This is a genomic window from Paenibacillus paeoniae, assembly GCF_003388735.1.
Lineage (GTDB): Bacteria > Bacillota > Bacilli > Paenibacillales > Paenibacillaceae > Pristimantibacillus > Pristimantibacillus paeoniae.
In genome coordinates, this window is record NZ_QUBQ01000006.1 from 154,652 (window position 1) to 171,790 (window position 17,139).

At 48.0% G+C, this 17,139-nt stretch carries 19 protein-coding genes; 5 read left to right on the forward strand and 14 right to left on the reverse strand.

Translation table 11 applies throughout. The annotated features are described in order from the left end of the window. Positions 1-14: 14 nt before the first annotated feature. Complete coding sequence (locus tag DX130_RS27115; RefSeq protein ID WP_116049282.1) at positions 15-1,847, reverse strand: flagellin N-terminal helical domain-containing protein; 1,833 nt, start codon at positions 1,845-1,847, stop codon at positions 15-17. Positions 1,848-2,026: 179 nt separating this feature from the next. On the opposite strand from DX130_RS27115, the gene DX130_RS22690 reads away from it, so the two are divergent. From DX130_RS22690 to DX130_RS22700, 3 genes are all read left to right on the forward strand, one after another. Then, positions 2,027-2,557: a superoxide dismutase family protein gene (locus DX130_RS22690; protein WP_116049283.1), complete on the forward strand. Its 531-nt coding sequence runs from the start codon at positions 2,027-2,029 to the stop codon at positions 2,555-2,557. Positions 2,558-2,729: 172 nt separating this feature from the next. Continuing rightward, positions 2,730-3,107: a YtxH domain-containing protein gene (locus tag DX130_RS22695; RefSeq protein WP_116049285.1), complete on the forward strand. Its 378-nt coding sequence runs from the start codon at positions 2,730-2,732 to the stop codon at positions 3,105-3,107. A 371-nt stretch (positions 3,108-3,478) separates the two neighbouring features. Next, positions 3,479-4,147 carry a hypothetical protein gene (locus DX130_RS22700; RefSeq protein WP_116049286.1) on the forward strand — a complete coding sequence of 223 codons (669 nt, stop codon included), beginning with the start codon at positions 3,479-3,481 and terminating at the stop codon, positions 4,145-4,147. A gap of 243 nt (positions 4,148-4,390) precedes the next feature. Here DX130_RS22700 and DX130_RS22705 read toward each other — a convergent pair whose 3' ends face one another. Genes DX130_RS22705 through DX130_RS22715 form a run of 3 tightly spaced genes read right to left on the reverse strand, consistent with a single transcriptional unit; the run spans position 4,391 to position 6,080 of the window. Next, a complete protein-coding gene (locus DX130_RS22705) occupies positions 4,391-5,173 on the reverse strand; it encodes a sigma-70 family RNA polymerase sigma factor (protein ID WP_116049288.1) in 783 nt (260 codons plus the stop codon). Then, the gene (rsbW, locus tag DX130_RS22710; protein ID WP_116049462.1) at positions 5,170-5,613 is read right to left on the reverse strand and encodes an anti-sigma B factor RsbW; all 444 of its coding nucleotides are present in this window, start codon (positions 5,611-5,613) and stop codon (positions 5,170-5,172) included. The genes DX130_RS22705 and rsbW overlap by 4 nt, the downstream gene beginning before the upstream one ends. Before the next feature lie 35 nt (positions 5,614-5,648). Then, positions 5,649-6,080, reverse strand: coding sequence for a DUF948 domain-containing protein (locus DX130_RS22715; RefSeq protein WP_165861422.1), 432 nt, complete (start codon positions 6,078-6,080; stop codon positions 5,649-5,651). A 184-nt stretch (positions 6,081-6,264) separates the two neighbouring features. On the opposite strand from DX130_RS22715, the gene DX130_RS22720 reads away from it, so the two are divergent. Together DX130_RS22720 and DX130_RS22725 are read left to right on the forward strand one after the other, a co-directional pair. Then, a complete protein-coding gene (locus tag DX130_RS22720; protein ID WP_116049290.1) occupies positions 6,265-9,060 on the forward strand; it encodes a CHASE3 domain-containing protein in 2,796 nt (931 codons plus the stop codon). Between the two features lies 1 nt (position 9,061). Next, positions 9,062-9,940 carry a CheR family methyltransferase gene (locus tag DX130_RS22725; RefSeq protein WP_420818550.1) on the forward strand — a complete coding sequence of 293 codons (879 nt, stop codon included), beginning with the start codon at positions 9,062-9,064 and terminating at the stop codon, positions 9,938-9,940. Between the two features lie 120 nt (positions 9,941-10,060). Here the strand turns inward: DX130_RS22725 and DX130_RS22730 are convergent, their stop codons facing one another. The 10 genes from DX130_RS22730 to DX130_RS22775 all read right to left on the reverse strand — a co-directional run bounded on the left by DX130_RS22730 (position 10,061) and on the right by DX130_RS22775 (position 17,049). Next, the gene (locus DX130_RS22730) at positions 10,061-10,489 is read right to left on the reverse strand and encodes an ATP-binding protein (protein WP_116049291.1); all 429 of its coding nucleotides are present in this window, start codon (positions 10,487-10,489) and stop codon (positions 10,061-10,063) included. A gap of 11 nt (positions 10,490-10,500) precedes the next feature. Beyond that, entirely contained in the window at positions 10,501-10,806 is a 306-nt protein-coding gene (locus DX130_RS22735) for an STAS domain-containing protein (RefSeq protein ID WP_240644660.1), read from the reverse strand. A gap of 73 nt (positions 10,807-10,879) precedes the next feature. Beyond that, positions 10,880-11,515, reverse strand: coding sequence for a hypothetical protein (locus DX130_RS22740; protein WP_116049296.1), 636 nt, complete (start codon positions 11,513-11,515; stop codon positions 10,880-10,882). Between the two features lie 102 nt (positions 11,516-11,617). Next, positions 11,618-12,760, reverse strand: coding sequence for a PP2C family protein-serine/threonine phosphatase (locus tag DX130_RS22745; RefSeq protein ID WP_116049298.1), 1,143 nt, complete (start codon positions 12,758-12,760; stop codon positions 11,618-11,620). Between the two features lie 77 nt (positions 12,761-12,837). Then, positions 12,838-13,266, reverse strand: a complete 429-nt coding sequence (locus DX130_RS22750) for a YflT domain-containing protein (RefSeq protein ID WP_116049300.1) — start codon at positions 13,264-13,266, stop codon at positions 12,838-12,840. Positions 13,267-13,323: 57 nt separating this feature from the next. Further along, positions 13,324-13,488 carry a DUF1328 domain-containing protein gene (locus DX130_RS22755; protein ID WP_116049302.1) on the reverse strand — a complete coding sequence of 55 codons (165 nt, stop codon included), beginning with the start codon at positions 13,486-13,488 and terminating at the stop codon, positions 13,324-13,326. 261 nt (positions 13,489-13,749) lie between these two features. After that, a complete protein-coding gene (locus DX130_RS22760; protein ID WP_116049304.1) occupies positions 13,750-13,962 on the reverse strand; it encodes a hypothetical protein in 213 nt (70 codons plus the stop codon). 193 nt (positions 13,963-14,155) lie between these two features. Continuing rightward, positions 14,156-14,905 (reverse strand): MBL fold metallo-hydrolase, encoded by a 750-nt coding sequence (locus DX130_RS22765; protein ID WP_116049306.1) that lies wholly within the window; start codon positions 14,903-14,905, stop codon positions 14,156-14,158. Between the two features lie 17 nt (positions 14,906-14,922). After that, complete coding sequence (locus DX130_RS22770; protein ID WP_116049307.1) at positions 14,923-16,398, reverse strand: amidase family protein; 1,476 nt, start codon at positions 16,396-16,398, stop codon at positions 14,923-14,925. 162 nt (positions 16,399-16,560) lie between these two features. Next, positions 16,561-17,049, reverse strand: a complete 489-nt coding sequence (locus DX130_RS22775; RefSeq protein WP_116049309.1) for a hypothetical protein — start codon at positions 17,047-17,049, stop codon at positions 16,561-16,563. Between the last annotated feature and the right edge of the window lie 90 nt (positions 17,050-17,139).

The following is a 17,139-nucleotide window of genomic DNA, read 5'->3' on the forward strand; positions in this document are numbered from 1 at the left end:
GATAATATAAAAAATCAACTCAATAAATTCAATATGCTCTTAGGAAGAGCATTCGCTTGTGTTAACATCGCTTGTCCGGAATCTGATAACAACTGATTTATAGTTAATTTAACCATTTCTTTTGCCATATCCGCATCCCTGATTCTGGATTCAGACATAGATAAATTTTCAGTATAATTCATTACGTTATTCCCTGTATATTCTAATCGATTTTGATAAGCTCCCATTTTAGCACGTTCTGCAGAGACTTGATTAATTGCGTTTTGCAATGTCTCAATTGCGAATGTGGCACCAGCCGTTGTTGAAACATTCAAACCTGTCATCCCTAAAGACACACTGGTTACGTCAGGCATATCAAGGGCTAGAGTTTCTCCAGTCATCGCGCCAGTTTGAATGACTATTCCTCGCTTTGATTGCTCATCCTCATCAATTCCTCCTACATAAGAAAAAAACAGCTCTTTGGCGAGAGCGCCTCCCTCAATAGTCATCTTGAAGCCATCATTTTGACTTAACTCAATCTTTCCATTTGATAATGTTGCAACAACATTATCCATAGACCATTCACTATTCAATTCATTAATCAAACTTACAGCATCATAGTCCCCTGCAGATAATATGTAAGTTTTAATTGTGCCATTTATGTCAATGACGATTTCATCATTAATCCCGCTTTTTATTTCTATTCCGCTTGATAGGTTCGAGACGCCAAATACTTTGGATGGTGTCCCTCCTTCCAACTTGTCCACCCACAGATCTCCAAATAATGTATCACTTGCTGAACCTCCAATATTGTCAATGCTGCCCACATGCCCCTTAAAAGTTAAACAAGTGCTGTAAACCTCTCCCGGTATACTTGGATGCCTTCCGACAAATCCACCGTACCCTGCAACAACAGGTACATTCAGTTCAGCCAGCTTTCTATTTATTTGAACAGTTAGGGGCGATGTTTTCGCATCGGCATACCTAGGTACTTCGTATATACCGTCATCTAACGTAATTGAATAACTTGTACCGTCTACATCAAATGTTAATCTATCATTAACCCCGGCAGTTATCGTAATAGAGGGAGTGAGCAAGGCCTCACCTGCTACTACATACTGAGGTTGCGTTCCCACTTGACCGAGAAGCATATGATTAATACCATTGCCCGATATATTATAAATAGGATAATCTCCAGGGAGTACTTGATTAAAACTTAGCCTCCCATTAATAAGCGAAGCCTTTAAATCAATATTATTACCTGATAATAGTGCGTTAATATTGCTAATAAGATCTGCAGGAAAATAACTTCCATGATTTAAAGCAATTGAAAAGCTTCCATTATCCAGACTAAAATGAAAGGTATCGTTGCTTGTATCTACCTTTATTATTCCAGATAATATTTTGCTACCCGAAATTTGAGTATGGTTCCCCTCGGTACCAATAGAAAAATCCCCATTTAAGAGTTTGATTCCATTAAATTTAGTATTCTCGGCAATATTATTCATTTCCTCTTGAAGTTGTTCCAACTCAGTATGGATGTTGGATCTATCACTATCACTATAAGTTCCGTTAGCAGATTGAATGGCTAACTCATTCATCCGTTGCAACATCGCGTGTATCTCTTGCATCGCACCTTCAGCAGTTTGAATCAGTGACATGCCGTCTTGAATATTCCTCGAAGCTTGCTCAAGTCCGCGAATTTGACCGCGCATCTTCTCAGAAATCGCCAATCCAGCCGCATCATCAGCTGCTCGATTTATCCGAAGACCTGAAGAAAGTTTCTCCATGGTCTTTGATTTATTATTATTGGTCACTCTCATATTGTTTGAAGCATTCAACGCAGATAGATTAGACATGATTCTCATGGCATACCTCACTAGTAGTATAGTCCTACTTATACAATACTATCGGAATATGCTGGAAATTAATGAAGATCTGACTTTAACTTTTTCCTACAGAATAATTTCCATATTTATGCACATCCTAAAGCTATTGCCGTTCGAGCAACGGTTAAATCTACATGTCCCTACTTCAGGAGGAACCCATGAAAAAAATAATAATGCTCTTAAGCGTTCTTCTGCTTTCCCAGTCAGTGGCCCTTGCCAGTGCTGAAGAAAGCAACTCGCCCACCGAGCAATTAGTTTCCATCGTGAACAGCAAAGGCGCGGAGATCGGCAATGCCCATTTGAAGCAGCAGGGCAATAAAGTGTTGATTCATCTGGAAGCGAAAGGCTTGACTCCAGGCGTTCACGGCATTCACTTCCATGCCGAAGGCAAGTGCGACCCGCCGGAATTCAAGTCTGCAGGTGACCACTTCAATCCGCATCATAAGCAGCACGGCTTCAAAAATCCGAAAGGCTTCCACAGCGGCGATCTCCCGAATATCAAGGCAAGTGCCGACGGTACTGTCACCGCCATGCTGGAAAGCGAAACCGTCACTTTGTTGCCGGGCAAACCGAACTCTTTGGTGAAAGAGGGCGGCACGTCACTCATCATTCATGAGAAGGCGGATGACTACGTCACCGATCCTTCCGGCAATTCCGGCGCTCGCATCGCCTGCGGCGTCATCAAATAATTGGATAACAGGCTGTCTTCGCGCTTCCGGTGCGTAAGACAGCTTTTTTACTTTGGCCCATAGTCAGTCACCTAGAATTTCCTGTTTCGATCGCCCCTCATCGGGTTAATTACCTATAAGAGGCGATATGCAGATTCGTATGGCCCAATAGGAATCGAAGGAGAGAGATACTATGTCCAAAAACACATCCACAAGCGGAATTGTAGTCGGAGCATTGGTTGGAGGAGCGGTCGGAGCCATCACAGCTCTATTGTTCGCGCCGAAGTCAGGCCAGCAGCTTCGCTCAGATATCGGAAATGGGCTCGAGTCGATCGGACTATGCGCCAAAGAGCTGGCAACAAGCGTAAGCACACATACAAAAGAGTTGGTAACGAGTGTTAGCGAGCAAGCTAAGGACAGCGCCCAAGCAGCTGTAGAGGGCGTAAAGGCGGACGTGAATTCAATGGCGCCGACAGAGGAAGATATGGTCAAGCTAGGTAAGGAAATGGACCAGATGCCTACCAATTCAGAGGTCGAGAGCAAGGGACGCACCCCCGATCCGGCTCAATAATAGAGTGTCCTTTCAAAATAAGGAGCGCCGACAAGGCGCTCCTTTTTCACGTCTATCCAAAGCACTCTATCTACTCATGAATCGCCACCAATCTCCACTACACGATCCAACAGTCACAAGCTGATTAGATATTAAAAAACCTGCAAGCCAAAAGAATAGCTTGCAGGCCAGATTGTCGACAAGGCCCTTTTTTTGAGATCTTTGTGTGTCTTCTAAAGGTCATAGAATGAATAAGCATAATTTGTTTGTCTACTTTCCAATTATTTCACTTTAACAATGCTAAAACAGATGACTCTCTGCTACCTTCTCAGAAATTGAACGTATCTATATCTAAAGTATAATATTCCCAAAATTGATCCAGGGGGTGCAGTATGTTCTATAACCCACATGAAAATTTTTACGATAGAATACGTGATTACGTATTTGAAAACAAACGACTAGTATCAGTAGTAGGGATTTTAATTATCCTACTAATAATTTCCGTATTTTTACTCATTCAACTTTCTAAAAAAGAAGATCCCAAATACACGACTTATAACAGTTATTCGTGTAAAGAGATCATTGGTTCTAAACCATTATCGACCAATACGGATATGACTTTGAGTTTTTTTAGAGCAACAAAAATTGAATCCGAGCTGAATATATGGAATAACTTCAAAGATAAACTATCTTCATACCACTCCGTTATGAACTTAGTTAATGAATCAAGTAAATTAATTGTACAAGCTGAGCAAATCAACAACGCCAATCAACCTGGTACACTTTCTATACCTAAGGAAGCATGCTATTTATCCCTATCTAATAGTCCAGACACTTTTTCTCAATTGAATTTTCAATTTGACCTTCCCAAAATAGAACTTTATCGTTGGACTAAAAAATATCGAAGGTATCTCTCCGATAAAGAACATAAAGAAAATAACACAATCGTCATTATAGGTAATCACTCTTACCATACAAAACAGTCGTTTTCACAATCCTTCTTATTTCCTGTTATGAAAAGCCAAATTATTATGTATAACCTTACAACTACGGATAAATAAGAAGTTCAGGTAGCCGCGCCGATACTACTCTGATCCGTTCAAATTCTCACACAGCATTTCGTCTTAACTGTACCTTGAGCCTTCGCGGTTGCGCAAAGTAGAAACATTTGACCTGTAAGCCATACATGGCTTACAGGTCAATCCGAATTCTATCGCCATACAGCGACGTACCTTGTTGTGGATATGCTGGATGTGACAGAATACTGCTTGCCTTTCATCATTTTGCTGGCGTTCGTGCCAGCCTTAACTCCCGTCCGCCTCTTCTTCATCCGCTAGAAAAATTTTCAACCGATCGATCGCTCTGCGTTGAATCCGTGAGACGCTCATCTGCGAGACACCCAACTGTTCGGCTACGTCCCGTTGCGACAAACCGTTCGTATAGACGAGAGTCAGCACACGCTGCTCCTGCTCCTTCAAGCGTCCGAATGCTTCTCGGAGATCCATCCGGCCCTCCAGCGCCTGGAAGCCATCGGACTCGCCCGCAATCATATCACCGACTGTGGCAGCGCTCTCCCCTTCAGAGGATAAGGGCATGTCCAGCGATACATATTGATACGCCTCGCGCGAAGTCATGACTTCAATCGTCTCCTCCACACTCAGCTCCAAAGCTTCCGCAATGTCCTCGACCTTTGGCGAGCGACCCAGCCTGACCGTCAGCTCATCGATGGCCTTTTGAAGAAGCAAGCCCTTCTCTTTAATTCGCCTTGGTACTTGGATGTACCAGGATTTATCTCGGAGGAAATTTTTCAGATGGCCGATGATGCTCTTCATCGCGTAACCTTCAAATGGAATGCCTTTGTCTGAATCGAATTGCCGGAACAGCCGGAGCATCGACATCTGCCCCACCTGGAACAGATCTTCGTACAGATCAGGTCTGCTCCTCGACAGCTTCCCTGCCGCCATCCGGACAATGGACTCATAATGATGGAGCAATTGAGTCGCGCTGTCGTTGCACTCCTGCGTACGATAGCGCTCCATGAGCATCGATGCTTGCTCTGGCGTCAATCCCGAGGAATACTCCTTCATACCATCTCCTCGTTTCTGCTCATGCGCTTCATGAGTACAACCTCCGTACCATTCTCGGAGCGTACGTGAACCTCATCCATCAGAGCCTCCATCAGAAAAATGCCAAGCCCGCCAACAGTAACATCAGCAATCGGTGATTGATGAAGCACCGAACGCGTCATATGTTGTGTCGGTATCTCCTCTTTCCCTCTTCCATCATCCTTGATCGTAATGCGCAGCTCGTGGTTATCCCATAGAAAGGACAGCTCGATCCAGCCGCCTCTCTCTTCATAGGCATGCCGAATCGCATTCGTGCACGCCTCCGTTACGGCAACCTTCATATCTTCTATAGCTTCATACGAGAACCCGACTTTGCTCGCAATAGCGTACAAAGCGGCTCTGACAATATCCAAATAGTCGGCTTGTGCCGGTATACGAATAACAATAGGCAACGGATTCATCTTCCACATTCCTTTCCCATACCTTCAATTATAGCTTAATTCTGCTTCAATCGGTTCCATATCCGAATGGTAGAAGCGATACCGTCAGCAATAGCCGCTATCTTTCCGCCTTCTGACTTCTCCCTATTCTTGCCGGATTGCTGCACCTTCGAAACCGCTCCTGTCGCGGCTTCCTTAACCGATTGCGTCACCGCACGAGTGGCTTGGCCAATCTCTTTCACACTGGAAAATAATGAGTCCAGCTCCTTCATCTTCTTCTGCGCATCCATTGTCACCGCATTTGTATTACGCACAACCTCGCGGGCATCATGGCTAATTTGCAGCATCTCGACACGAAGATCGCCAAGCGTTTTTTGAACATCCTCAATTGCCGCTCCCGCCAGCTTCAATGTTCTGAAAGCTGCCAAGAGCATGACAACCGTAGCTATGGCAACAACGACAATACTAATTTCAACAACTAGATTCATACAATTATGGCCCCTTCCAAACCTTCCTTTATCTCGTATTACCCCTGAATCCATGCATTGAAACGATGAATTCTCCAATCTCGCAAATTTTTCCGTTCGAGCCCCGCATGTTATACTAGGAGATAAACAACACTCGACTTCGAGCGGACATATCGATAAGAGAATGCACAAAAAGGAGGCTGTCATGCTTACGCCACGCCATATAAGCATTCGATTCAAGATAGCAATGGGCTATATCCTCATTATTTGCTGCCTGGGAGCAGCAGTTATTGCCGTCACGGAGCGAATCCAATCGCTCCAGAGGGAGATCGAGACGATTACGACAAGAGATATGGATATTCATAATTTAATTACGAGCATCCGGTACAACGTCATTAACATGGAGACCAGCCAGCGAGGCTACTTGCTGACTGGCGACGAGAATTACTTGCAGCCGTACACGGAGAGCAAGGCCGAATGGGAAGACAATCTAAATCGTTTAAGCAGCTTTTTTGTCAACGACACCGAGAAACGCAAAGACCTGGACAACATTCGGGCCACGATCCAGCATTGGATCGAGGCATCCGGAGAACCGACCATTGCGCTCAAGCGGGAGAACCAAACCGAAGCAATCATTGATTATTTCAAAACAGATCCCGGCAAGGAAGATGTTGACCAGCTGCGCGAGCATCTGGAGCAACTGCGTCTTAAACATCTGGCATCCAATCGGGTTTATATCGAGAAGCTCGATAAGCGGAACGAGCTGCTTACATTCAGCCTGATCGGCATCCTTATTGCAGTAGCGGTCGTATCCTTCTTTATCGTGGCTTACGTGTCGAATGCGATCGTGCGTACGATACGCCAAGTATCCTCCACGATCACCGAGATCGCCGATTCTCGAGGCGACCTGACGAAACGGATCAACGTCACGTCCAAAGACGAGATCAAAGATTTGGCCAACGCTACCAATGTGTTGTTGGAGAGCCTTGAAGCGCAGTCCTGGGTACAGAAGCATGTCGCTGAAGTAGCAACGATGAATCACGGCGTGAACGACCTGAGGCAGCTTGCTGCTTCATTCCTCAGCAAGGTCGCGCCAATGATAGGCGCCTCCTACGGTGTCTTCTATTATCGCAGAGGGACAGGCGAGAATGTGCGCCTGGACAAGCTCTCAGCGTACGCCGCTGTGGGGGAAGAAAAGGCGAAGGACAGCTTCCGCTTCGGCGAAGGGCTTGTCGGGCAGTGTGCGCAGGACAAGCGACCATTTCTGCTCAACCAGCCTGAACCTGAGCACTACAATGCCAGCATCACAACCGGCCTTACGGAGCTGCAACCGAGAAGCGTACTCGTCATTCCTGTCGAATTCGAGGATAAGGTCATTGCCGTAATCGAGTTCGCATCGCTGGAGCCCTTCCTTGCCCAGCATTTGAAGCTGCTGGAGGCGATTGAGGATCACTTCGGCGTTGCGATTGATAATGTAGCGGGACGCATGGAGGTCGAGCGGCTGCTCGGCGAATCCCAAGCCATGACGGAGGAGCTGCAAGCCCAAACAGAGGAACTGCAAGCGCAGTCCGAGGAGCTACAGATGCAGCAGGAAGAGATGCGCATGACGACCGAGCATCTGGAAGAGCAGAACTTGTATGCCGAGCAGAAGACGAAGGAACTGGAGCAAGCCAAAGCGGAGCTGGAGGAGTATGCGGAGAAGCTAAGGCAAAGCGCCCAGTACAAAACGAACTTCCTTGCGAATATGTCCCATGAGCTGCGAACGCCGCTCAACAGTATTCTCATCCTATCCCAAATGCTATACGAGAATGACGGCAAGTCGCTTTCTTCCGAGGAGGAAGGTTATGCGCGCGTTATTTACTCCTCAGGCAACGATCTGCTGGCATTGATTGATGATATTCTCGACCTGTCCAAGATTGAAGCAGGCAAGCTCACTTTGGTAGTGGATGAAGTCAATGTCTCGGAAATTCCGGAAATGCTGAAGCTCAGCTTTGATCCTGTTGCCGAGAAGAGAGGACTGACCTTCCTGATCGAGCAGCAGCGAGTGCTGCCGCCAATCATCCGAACGGACGGCCAGCGTCTGCAGCAAATTTTGAAAAACCTGCTGTCCAATGCCTTCAAATTTACCGAGAGCGGTACAGTTACACTGAAGCTTCACCAGGCTGACCCCGCCATCATTCAGGAGAGATTGCCGGGTGCGGATACGGACAGCTTTATTGCCTTCGCGGTTATCGACACAGGGATCGGAATACCGAAGGATAAGCAAGAGCTGATCTTCGAAGCGTTCCAGCAAGTCGATGGCAATACGAACCGCATCTATGGCGGTACGGGACTGGGTCTATCGATATGCAGTGAGTTCGCACATCTGCTTGGCGGCTGCATCGTAGTAGACAGCGAACCCCATAAGGGCAGCACGTTCACACTGTATCTGCCGTATCAGATTGATGAAGCACAATTGGAGCTTCATCAGGCTTGGCTGGAAGCCGCCTCCTCCTCCATGGGATCACCGGCAAGACAAGCGGAATTAATCGCACCGCCAATCGATATTTCGGGTTCAGAAGTTCCGGCACATTCACATGAGGTACGATCAGAGCATCCGGAAGGCAACTCCACCATCCTAAATAAGCGTGTCCTTCTCGTAGAAGATGATGCGCGCAATGTCTTCGCCATTGTAAGAGCGCTGGAGACCAAGGGATTGGAAGTAACCGTCGCACGCAATGGTCAGGAGTGCATGGAGATTATCGACACTGACGCCAACTATGACCTGGTATTAATGGATATTATGATGCCAGTCATGGATGGCTTCGAGACCACAAAAGCGCTGCGGAAGCATCCGCTTATGAAGAATACGCCTATTATCGCTCTAACGGCCAAAGCGATGAAGAGCGATCAGGAGAGCTGCCTGGCAGCTGGCGCGTCCGACTATATTAGCAAGCCAATCCAAATGGAGCAATTATTCTCGTTGATGAGGGTTTGGCTAACAAAGCAGGTGGAACATTAACATGGTAGACGATAGCATATTGCGGCATGACGATTCCTTAAAGGACATGGAAGAAGAGCTAACGGAGTATGGGGAGGTCGAGGAGCTTGAGCTCGATCTGCTGCTAGAGGCTATTTTTCGGCTAAGAGGCTTTGACTTTCGCCATTATTTGCGCTCTTCCCTGCGTAGACGCGTCCGGCACCGTATGAGCCTGGAGAAGCTTCCGACGATCTCCGCATTGCTGGGCAAAGTATTGCATGAGGATGGCGTTTTGGAGAAGCTGCTGGAGGATTTCTCGATTAAGGTAACGGAGATGTTCCGTGATCCCGAATTTTTCCTTGCATTCCGTCAGAAGGTCGTCCCTCAGCTGCAGGGACTAGACGAGCTGCGTATCTGGCATGCCGGATGTGCGACGGGCGAGGAAGTCTACTCCATGGCGATTCTGCTGCAGGAGGAAGGGCTGCTGGAGCGCTCGATTATCTACGCGACGGATATGAGCAAGGCTGCTATCGCACAAGCCAAGCAAGGGGAATTCCCGCTCAAGCGGATGCAAACCTACACGCGTAACTACTTGCAGGCGGGCGGTACGCGCGAATTTTCCGCTTACTACAAGACCGACCATTCTTATGCCTTCTTCCAACCTGACATCAAGCGACATATGATGTTCGCCGAACATAATTTGGCGACGGATGGTTCTTTTAACGAATTTCACGTTATTCTATGCCGCAATGTGCTAATTTACTTCGATTCCGAGCTGCAAAGCCGGGTACACCATGTACTAACGGACAGCCTCGCGCCTGACGGCTTCCTTGCACTAGGCGGGAAGGAATCGTTCCTGTCCCCGTACAAATCCAGATTCGCGGAGCATGCTCCGGAAGAGCGGATCTTCCGCAAACTATAAAACGATTCACACAACAAAAAATGGCGTGTCGTATTGGTCATCCAATCGCACGCCATTCCATTATAACTAGGATAATTGCTCCTGCATGCCATCGACCACAAAGCATGGTGGCAGCTTTGATCATCCTCGGTATTTCATCAAACGAACTTCCGTCCGCTGCTCGTCAGAATTCATCTGTACTTCATCCATTAACGCTTCCATCAAGTATATGCCCAGCCCGCCTACGCGCAGCTCGCTCGGTTGATCACCCTGTATGCTTGAAGCGGATTTTCTGGCATCTGCATGGGCAAATGGGTTGCCGTAATTGACTACGCGGATCATGAGTCTCTCTCCATTGGCTTCGAATGCGACATCGATCACAGCATTGCCGCCTCCATCCTCCCTTGTTCCATGCAAGACAGCATTGCTGCAAGCTTCCGAGACCGCGACCTTCATATCTTCAATATCTTCGTAGGAGAAGCCCAGCTTGGTCGCAACACCCAGGAGACAATTCCGAACTAAATCGATGTAGTCCGCATCAGCCGGTATTTGCAAGTGAACAGCTTTCATGCCCCGGCCTCTTACTTCAAATAACCCGTCAATCCCGTCATGTCGAACAGCCTCCGTACGGTCGGCGGAATATTCCGCACATAGAACGGTCCGTTTACGCTATCCCTCGTCTTCAGAATCGAGACGATAATGCCGATGCCTGTGCTGTCGATATAGACCAATCCCTCCAGATCCAGAACCATGGCAAGATCTGTGCGTCTCAAGTAAGGCTCTACTGCCACTTGTAGCTGGGGAACGACGGCCAGGTCAAGCTCCCCGCCAAGCTTTAATACAAACTGTTCATTCGTCTCATATTGCTCCATACGAAAAGGTTCCATTTTCATTCTATCCATTCACTCCGCTCTGATTAACCTTATATTGATCCTACTAATTGAATCCCTATTAGACAAACTATACCGTTGCGATATGATAGTAGCTGACATACTGCGGTTCATGCGTTTCTTCATCTAGAAATAGCTTAAGGACCGCGTCATCCCGCTGGTATACGATACCGTCCTCAGCGATATAATCCGGCTGACCGAAGACCTTATGGAGAGAGGACTCCGTAATGGACAGCGTCTCGCCATCTATCATTAAAGGTTGATCCCTCTCAATATTTACATACTGAATAAATGATCCGTAGAAGGCGATCTCCATATCCGGATATTCATAGACAGCCAAATCTCCCCATAGCTGATCTACCGATTTGCTCACTGGCTCGCCGAGCTTGGATACGACGGCTTCGGGACTATCGTATAAGCTGATCCCATTCACACTATTCAATTCCAGTCCGCCGTTCACTTCAACGCTAGATTTGTCCGATGACTCCACCGCGGGTGCCGACTCCTCGGCCTTCTGCAAGTGAACCGCCACTTCCTCCGCATGATTCAGTATCCCGCTTGCTTCATGCAGGACAGGCACAATTTTCAAAGGCACCTGTACAGCCCCCTTTACCGACATCTGGGCATCCACGGACTGCTCTGACGATTGAATGCTCATTACAACAACACTGCCTATTATAAAAACGTAAAGAATGATCGCTCTCATGATGAACTCCCTCCCGCTATGGCTGCTTTTGCTTAGCTTAGCTTTCAAGGTTCCTATAATCATGTATAAACCATTCCACGTCTTTTGAAACATCCCGCTAGACTACTTCAGTGTCATTTGCACCAAGCAAATATCGTCGCGCTGCCTGCTGCTTCCATCCTCTCGCTGAATCAAACCTTCCACTCGATCAGCCGGCTCGACGCCAGGATTCATCCGGATATGCTCTGCGATTCGGGATATAAGCGAGTCATCATCCTCTTGCCCCATCGACTCCAACAGCCCGTCCGTATACAGCGCAATGACGGTTCCCGGCTCATAGGGAACAACGCCTTTGCTCACACGGATATGCTCGAAAAGCCCGATCGCCGGACCACTGGGATTCAGCATCGCATGCGACTCGCCCGAGACGACAAGACCTGGCGGATGCCCGGCATTGACGTATTCCACCGTATGGTTCGCCGTATCAATCAATACGAAGATCGCTGTAAAATAATAATTCATCAGTTCATCGGAGCGATAAAGCTGCCCCATATAACGATTCAGCTCCAGAATCACTTCCTCCGGATCGGTAATGCGCAGCATCATATCCTTCAGAACGGAGGAGATGAACATGCATACAAGCGAAGAAGAGATGCCATGGCCCATCATATCCAGCAGAATGACGGCATAACGGTCCCGATCGATGCGGAACCACGCGTAATAATCGCCTGCCAGTTCAAAAGATGGCCGATAATCAGCTACGATGCTGATTCGCTCATCCTGAATGGGCGAGCTTAGTACACTTCTCTGCACTTGCTTGGCCAGCTCGAGCTCATAGCGAATGCGCTTGTCTCTCTCTTTATGCCAATCCTTTTCGTGCTTCAGGCGAAGAGCAGAGCGAATGCGCGCCAGCAATTCCAGCTTATTGATCGGTTTCATCACATAATCGGTAGCGCCCGCATCAAGCGCCTCCGCCAGCTTCAGAGAGTCGCCAACCGCGGTTACGAATATAATGGGCACGTCACGGTAGCGGTCATCCGCCTGGATACGTCTGCATGCTTCAAGGCCGTCAATCTCCGGCATCATCATATCAAGCAATATGAGATCTACTTGTTCCTCTGCGCGGCAATCCGAATCCAAGTGCAGCATGCCGAACAACTGACGTGCGGATGAGGCAATCCGCAACTCCGTATAGCCTTCCTTACTTAATATCGTTCTTATAATCATCTGGTTGGTCACATTGTCGTCTACGATTATAATACTCAACAGATTATCCTCCTATGACAAGTTGCTAGAGAGAGGTATATAGCAATAGCCTACCCTTGTGGGCAGGCTATTTCAACCTATTTGTAAGGCGGCTGGTTATGCATCGGGAATACATAAGGATAGAAGTAGACTTCACGATCGAAGTCATCGTCCTCATACTCCCTGCCTCCCCAAGCGATAACGACGATCGCATCCCGGTCCATGGCTGACTCCAGCCTCTCCGCTTCTTCCTTCGCAACACCGAGCGACCTCATCTTGGCTCTTAATCCGTCGCCTGTAGAGCGGAACATATTGGCAATCGATGTGCCCAGTCCCTGCTCGGCTACTCCGATCTCCTCAGCATCCGTTCGTTCTGCCAACCGCTTCGTTCTCGTCTTGTCATGCGTCAGGACGAAGATACGATCATCGGCATAACCTTCATGTCTGAATTGTCTTACCTGCTCCTGCACTTCATCTCGCGTCATCACCGTACGTACTTTGGTTTGCTCTGTATTTGCTGTTTTCATATAAATCCCTCCCGAATAATTGAAATAGTCGTGCTGCTTCAATCTGCCGCTTGGCTATCATGATACTTTTCTTCTACCTAGAATCAGGGAAGCCAAGAACAAGACTACAAAAATAATGAAAAGGACTTTGGCTATTCCTGCCATAGCAGAAGCTATACCCATGAAACCGAAGATTCCAGCTATCAGTGCGAAAATAAAGAACATCAACGTCCATCCCAGCATAGGAATCACCGCCTTTCTGATTGCTGGCGATTATGCTCGCCGGCTTGTTTGTTCTTAACCCGTTCAGAGTAGCTTGAAACAAGTATCCGGGCAAAAACCGGATCGGCAACGCAATTCAACAGCCCGCTCCGAGGGTAAGAAGAGCTACAACCTTCATATAGTAGACTTAGTTTCGCTCCTGTTCACACCAGCTGACTTTATCATGAACGATCAAAGAGCCTCCCTGTCGCAGGGAGGCTCTTACATTTGTCTCATTTATGGTTATTCCGTCACCAAATCATCGTCATCGCCAGGTACGATAGGATCATCTGTCACAATGGGATCATCCGACACTATCGGCGCGTTGTTGTTTAGATTATTGGAAGCACCGTTCGTATCACTGTTGCAGGCTGCTGCCGTAAAAATCATAATCGCACACATCGTAGCAGTCAAAAGCACCTTTGTCATTCTTTGTTTATTCATAAGTTTGTTCATCGTTATCTTCCTCCTGATTGATTGTTTTTGGGGTGTAGAGCTTAACGTCTTCTCTCCCTACTTAACCCAACCCGATCAGGATGAATCATTCCTTCCCATGAGAAAAAACTCATAAACCGGTTCTAACTACCGGGCATCCAAGTGCTGACCCGTATCGATCCCATCACTATATCCAAAAGCACTCACGACCGCCTCATTCCGAATGCGTCAAGCCGTGTGCTTTCAACAAATCAATCAGGGCAGCTCTGGCATCGCCCTGGAACAGGCCGCCGTGATAACAGATCAGCTGACGAATTGGATAGGTTAACATTCGTTCGACAGAGCTTAAAGCTGCCTCCAAATCCAGTGTAAATTGAGGATTGGCAATGCCCAGTTTGCCGTCCTCGATTACAACGGCGTCTCCTGCAATCATCGTACCGCTCTCCCGTACAAATAAGGAAGCGTGGCCCGGCATATGTCCGGGCGTATGCACGATCTCCGTGCCGCCGCACCATGGCAACAGCGCACCATCGGCAACTGTACGATGCACAAGCGCAGGCTTAATGTCCTTCAAGAAGGCGATAAATCCCTCGGCTTGCAGCTTGTCCTCCCCCGCCATCTCTTCCAACGAGGCTTCCGCCTGGAGCAGGCGCAACGACTTGCGCTTGCCCGCTACATAGAGCGCATCCAGCTCGTATGCAACAGTCTCCGTCTGCGGGTAAGCGTCCTGCAATTCGGCAAGAGCTCCGATATGGTCCATATCATGGTGAGTCGTAAATACATGCGTCAAATCATCGAACGACAAGCCCTGCAGACCGGCTGCTTCCTCCAACAGCGGCAAAAAACCGGGATAGCCGCAATCTACGAGCACCATATGGCGATCCCCCCGCAGAATGACGGGTGTAATAGTCTGCCGTTGTCCGCCATGTTCAAAAATAATGGGCAGGCTGTAAACCTGATTCATCCCGCTCACTTCCTCTTCTATAGCTTCGGCGGGATTCGGTGGCACGTCGCTTGCTCGAATCCATACGCCAGCTTGATTAATGTCGGCTCGCTAAAGGCCGTACCGGAGAAGATTACGCCAAATGGCCCCTTTGTTGAATCGCCATCTTGATCCATGATGCCATTCGCCGAATATCCTGCCGGAACGCACACTAGCGGATACCCCATTCGAGCCGCCATATATTTCCCATCCGCATCGCCAGGCAAAAGCAACGCGTCCAACTGATGCTCCTTCATCAGAAAGTCGATTCCTTCGCGTCGCGCCCTCTCCTTATACGAGGTTTGCTCCCGCTCATACTGCTCTGCGGTCATCTCCACAGCTTCCGATTGCTCCAGCGTATCCTGACCGTATTTCAATGCCAATTCCTCATGATCCTGATGATACGCAATCAATTCTGCTAAGGAATGTACGGGAGACGTATCATCATCCAGTTGCGATAAATAAGCGTTGATTCCCAGCTTGAACTCATAACCTACTACCCCTTGATTCCAATTGCTGTCTTCCACCAGCAAAGCAACATCGTCTACGATCGTTGCACCTTCGCGCCTCAGCGCCGCAATGGCATCTTCCATAATGGCAAGCCGTTCCTCATCCAGATGCTCATAGTAGGGACGCGGAATCCCAATTCGTGCTTGCGCCAGATATGCTGCGTCGAGGAATGCCGTGTAGTCCAAACTTACCGCTTCTTTCCCCGCCTCTGTCCGTTCATCACGCTCGTCCGGCCCGGCTATCGCTCCCAAGAGGATAGCCGCATCCTCGACTGTTCTGGCAAGCGGCCCCGGCGTATCCTGATTAAACGAGATTGGGATGATACCCGATCTGCTTGCAAGTCCTACGGTAGGCTTAATGCCAACCAACGCATGTTGAGAAGCCGGCCCTACAATTGAGCCTGCTGTCTCTGTTCCGATTGCAGCTGCCGCCAGGCTGGCAGCAACGGCTGCCGCCGATCCCGAACTGGAACCGCTGACGAACACCTCGCCCGGACCATAAGGGTTGCGCACTTGCCCGCCTCGGGAACTATAACCTGCCGGCATGCAGCTGGACATAAAGTTCGACCATTCCGTCATATTCGCTTTTCCTAGCAATACCGCGCCTGCCTCACGAAGCTTGGCCGCCACGAATGCATCCTTCGCCGCCAAATGATTAGCCAATGCGACGGATCCAGCGCTCGTATGCATGCGATCACCTGTATCGATGTTATCCTTCAGCAGAATCGGAACGCCGTGCAGCTTGCCTCGGCTCCCCTTCTCTCTTCTCTCGTTATCTAGCGACCTTGCAATCGCTATAGCATCCGGATTCAGCTCCAGAACAGCGTTAATAAGAGAATTCATCTCTTGTATTCGCTCCAAGTAAGCCTCGGTCAGCTGCTCCGAACTGTACTGACCCGATTCCATCGCAGATTGCAGGCTCATCATATCCGCTTCTACAATCCATTCCCTCAAGGCAATATTCATCTAACTCCCCCGATACCCTTGTCATATAGGTTAAACCTACCACATCCCATATAACCTCAGGTATGGAAAGATCAATTATATTCAAATGGTAACATCGGCCGGATTATGGCTAATTCAGCTCAAGATACTGCGGCTCCCCGCCAGATGGCTTGTCCGCGACAACTAATAAATAATGAGTTTACCTTTTGGCCACTTTCCCTTCCATCCACATGGGAAGTTGCCCGATTCATATACTTTAAGCAACTCTATAAAAAACCCTGGCTCTTTTTGAGCCATATAGTTATGCTCCATAATCGCACTAACCATATCCCATTTCACATGATCCAATAGGGCGGGAGACAATTCCCTCACCTTTATGTATTCATTTATTTTAGGAACTATATGGAGTTCGATTACTTCTTTCCCTTCTCTAACCAGATGATTCCACTGCTTATATAGATCCGGGTAGTTCAGGGATAGAAATTCAGTTAATTCGTTTCCTGCCTCCAGAGTGACCGCTTCCCAGTGATTGCTTTGAGCACGTTTTGCAGCCTTTTTCCAGTTGGATTCATAAACAACCTCAAGTTGAATCCTATCCCCAAGCGGATTGCCACAGTTTGAAAACCAAGTGATGCTGCTAATTCTCTCTACGAGTTCTTTGTCGATAGTCATTCGTACTCCTCCTAATTCAAGCCTAATCCACTAATAAGCATTGGATAGCCCAGTTTATCGGAATTATCATTGCTCCTTCGAGTTAAAGGA

Excerpts from the sequence above, each read along its gene's own strand:
- DX130_RS27115 (WP_116049282.1), bottom strand. The coding sequence starts at position 1,847 with ATGAGAATCATGTCTAATCTATCTGCGTTGAATGCTTCAAACAATATG.
- DX130_RS22690 (WP_116049283.1), top strand. The coding sequence starts at position 2,027 with ATGAAAAAAATAATAATGCTCTTAAGCGTTCTTCTGCTTTCCCAGTCA.
- DX130_RS22695 (WP_116049285.1), top strand. The coding sequence starts at position 2,730 with ATGTCCAAAAACACATCCACAAGCGGAATTGTAGTCGGAGCATTGGTT.
- DX130_RS22700 (WP_116049286.1), top strand. The coding sequence starts at position 3,479 with ATGTTCTATAACCCACATGAAAATTTTTACGATAGAATACGTGATTAC.
- DX130_RS22705 (WP_116049288.1), bottom strand. The coding sequence starts at position 5,173 with ATGAAGGAGTATTCCTCGGGATTGACGCCAGAGCAAGCATCGATGCTC.
- rsbW (WP_116049462.1), bottom strand. The coding sequence starts at position 5,613 with ATGAATCCGTTGCCTATTGTTATTCGTATACCGGCACAAGCCGACTAT.
- DX130_RS22715 (WP_165861422.1), bottom strand. The coding sequence starts at position 6,080 with ATGAATCTAGTTGTTGAAATTAGTATTGTCGTTGTTGCCATAGCTACG.
- DX130_RS22720 (WP_116049290.1), top strand. The coding sequence starts at position 6,265 with ATGCTTACGCCACGCCATATAAGCATTCGATTCAAGATAGCAATGGGC.
- DX130_RS22725 (WP_420818550.1), top strand. The coding sequence starts at position 9,062 with ATGGTAGACGATAGCATATTGCGGCATGACGATTCCTTAAAGGACATG.
- DX130_RS22730 (WP_116049291.1), bottom strand. The coding sequence starts at position 10,489 with ATGAAAGCTGTTCACTTGCAAATACCGGCTGATGCGGACTACATCGAT.
- DX130_RS22735 (WP_240644660.1), bottom strand. The coding sequence starts at position 10,806 with ATGGAACCTTTTCGTATGGAGCAATATGAGACGAATGAACAGTTTGTA.
- DX130_RS22740 (WP_116049296.1), bottom strand. The coding sequence starts at position 11,515 with ATGAGAGCGATCATTCTTTACGTTTTTATAATAGGCAGTGTTGTTGTA.
- DX130_RS22750 (WP_116049300.1), bottom strand. The coding sequence starts at position 13,266 with ATGAAAACAGCAAATACAGAGCAAACCAAAGTACGTACGGTGATGACG.
- DX130_RS22755 (WP_116049302.1), bottom strand. The coding sequence starts at position 13,488 with ATGCTGGGATGGACGTTGATGTTCTTTATTTTCGCACTGATAGCTGGA.
- DX130_RS22760 (WP_116049304.1), bottom strand. The coding sequence starts at position 13,962 with ATGAACAAACTTATGAATAAACAAAGAATGACAAAGGTGCTTTTGACT.
- DX130_RS22765 (WP_116049306.1), bottom strand. The coding sequence starts at position 14,905 with ATGAATCAGGTTTACAGCCTGCCCATTATTTTTGAACATGGCGGACAA.
- DX130_RS22770 (WP_116049307.1), bottom strand. The coding sequence starts at position 16,398 with ATGAATATTGCCTTGAGGGAATGGATTGTAGAAGCGGATATGATGAGC.
- DX130_RS22775 (WP_116049309.1), bottom strand. The coding sequence starts at position 17,049 with ATGACTATCGACAAAGAACTCGTAGAGAGAATTAGCAGCATCACTTGG.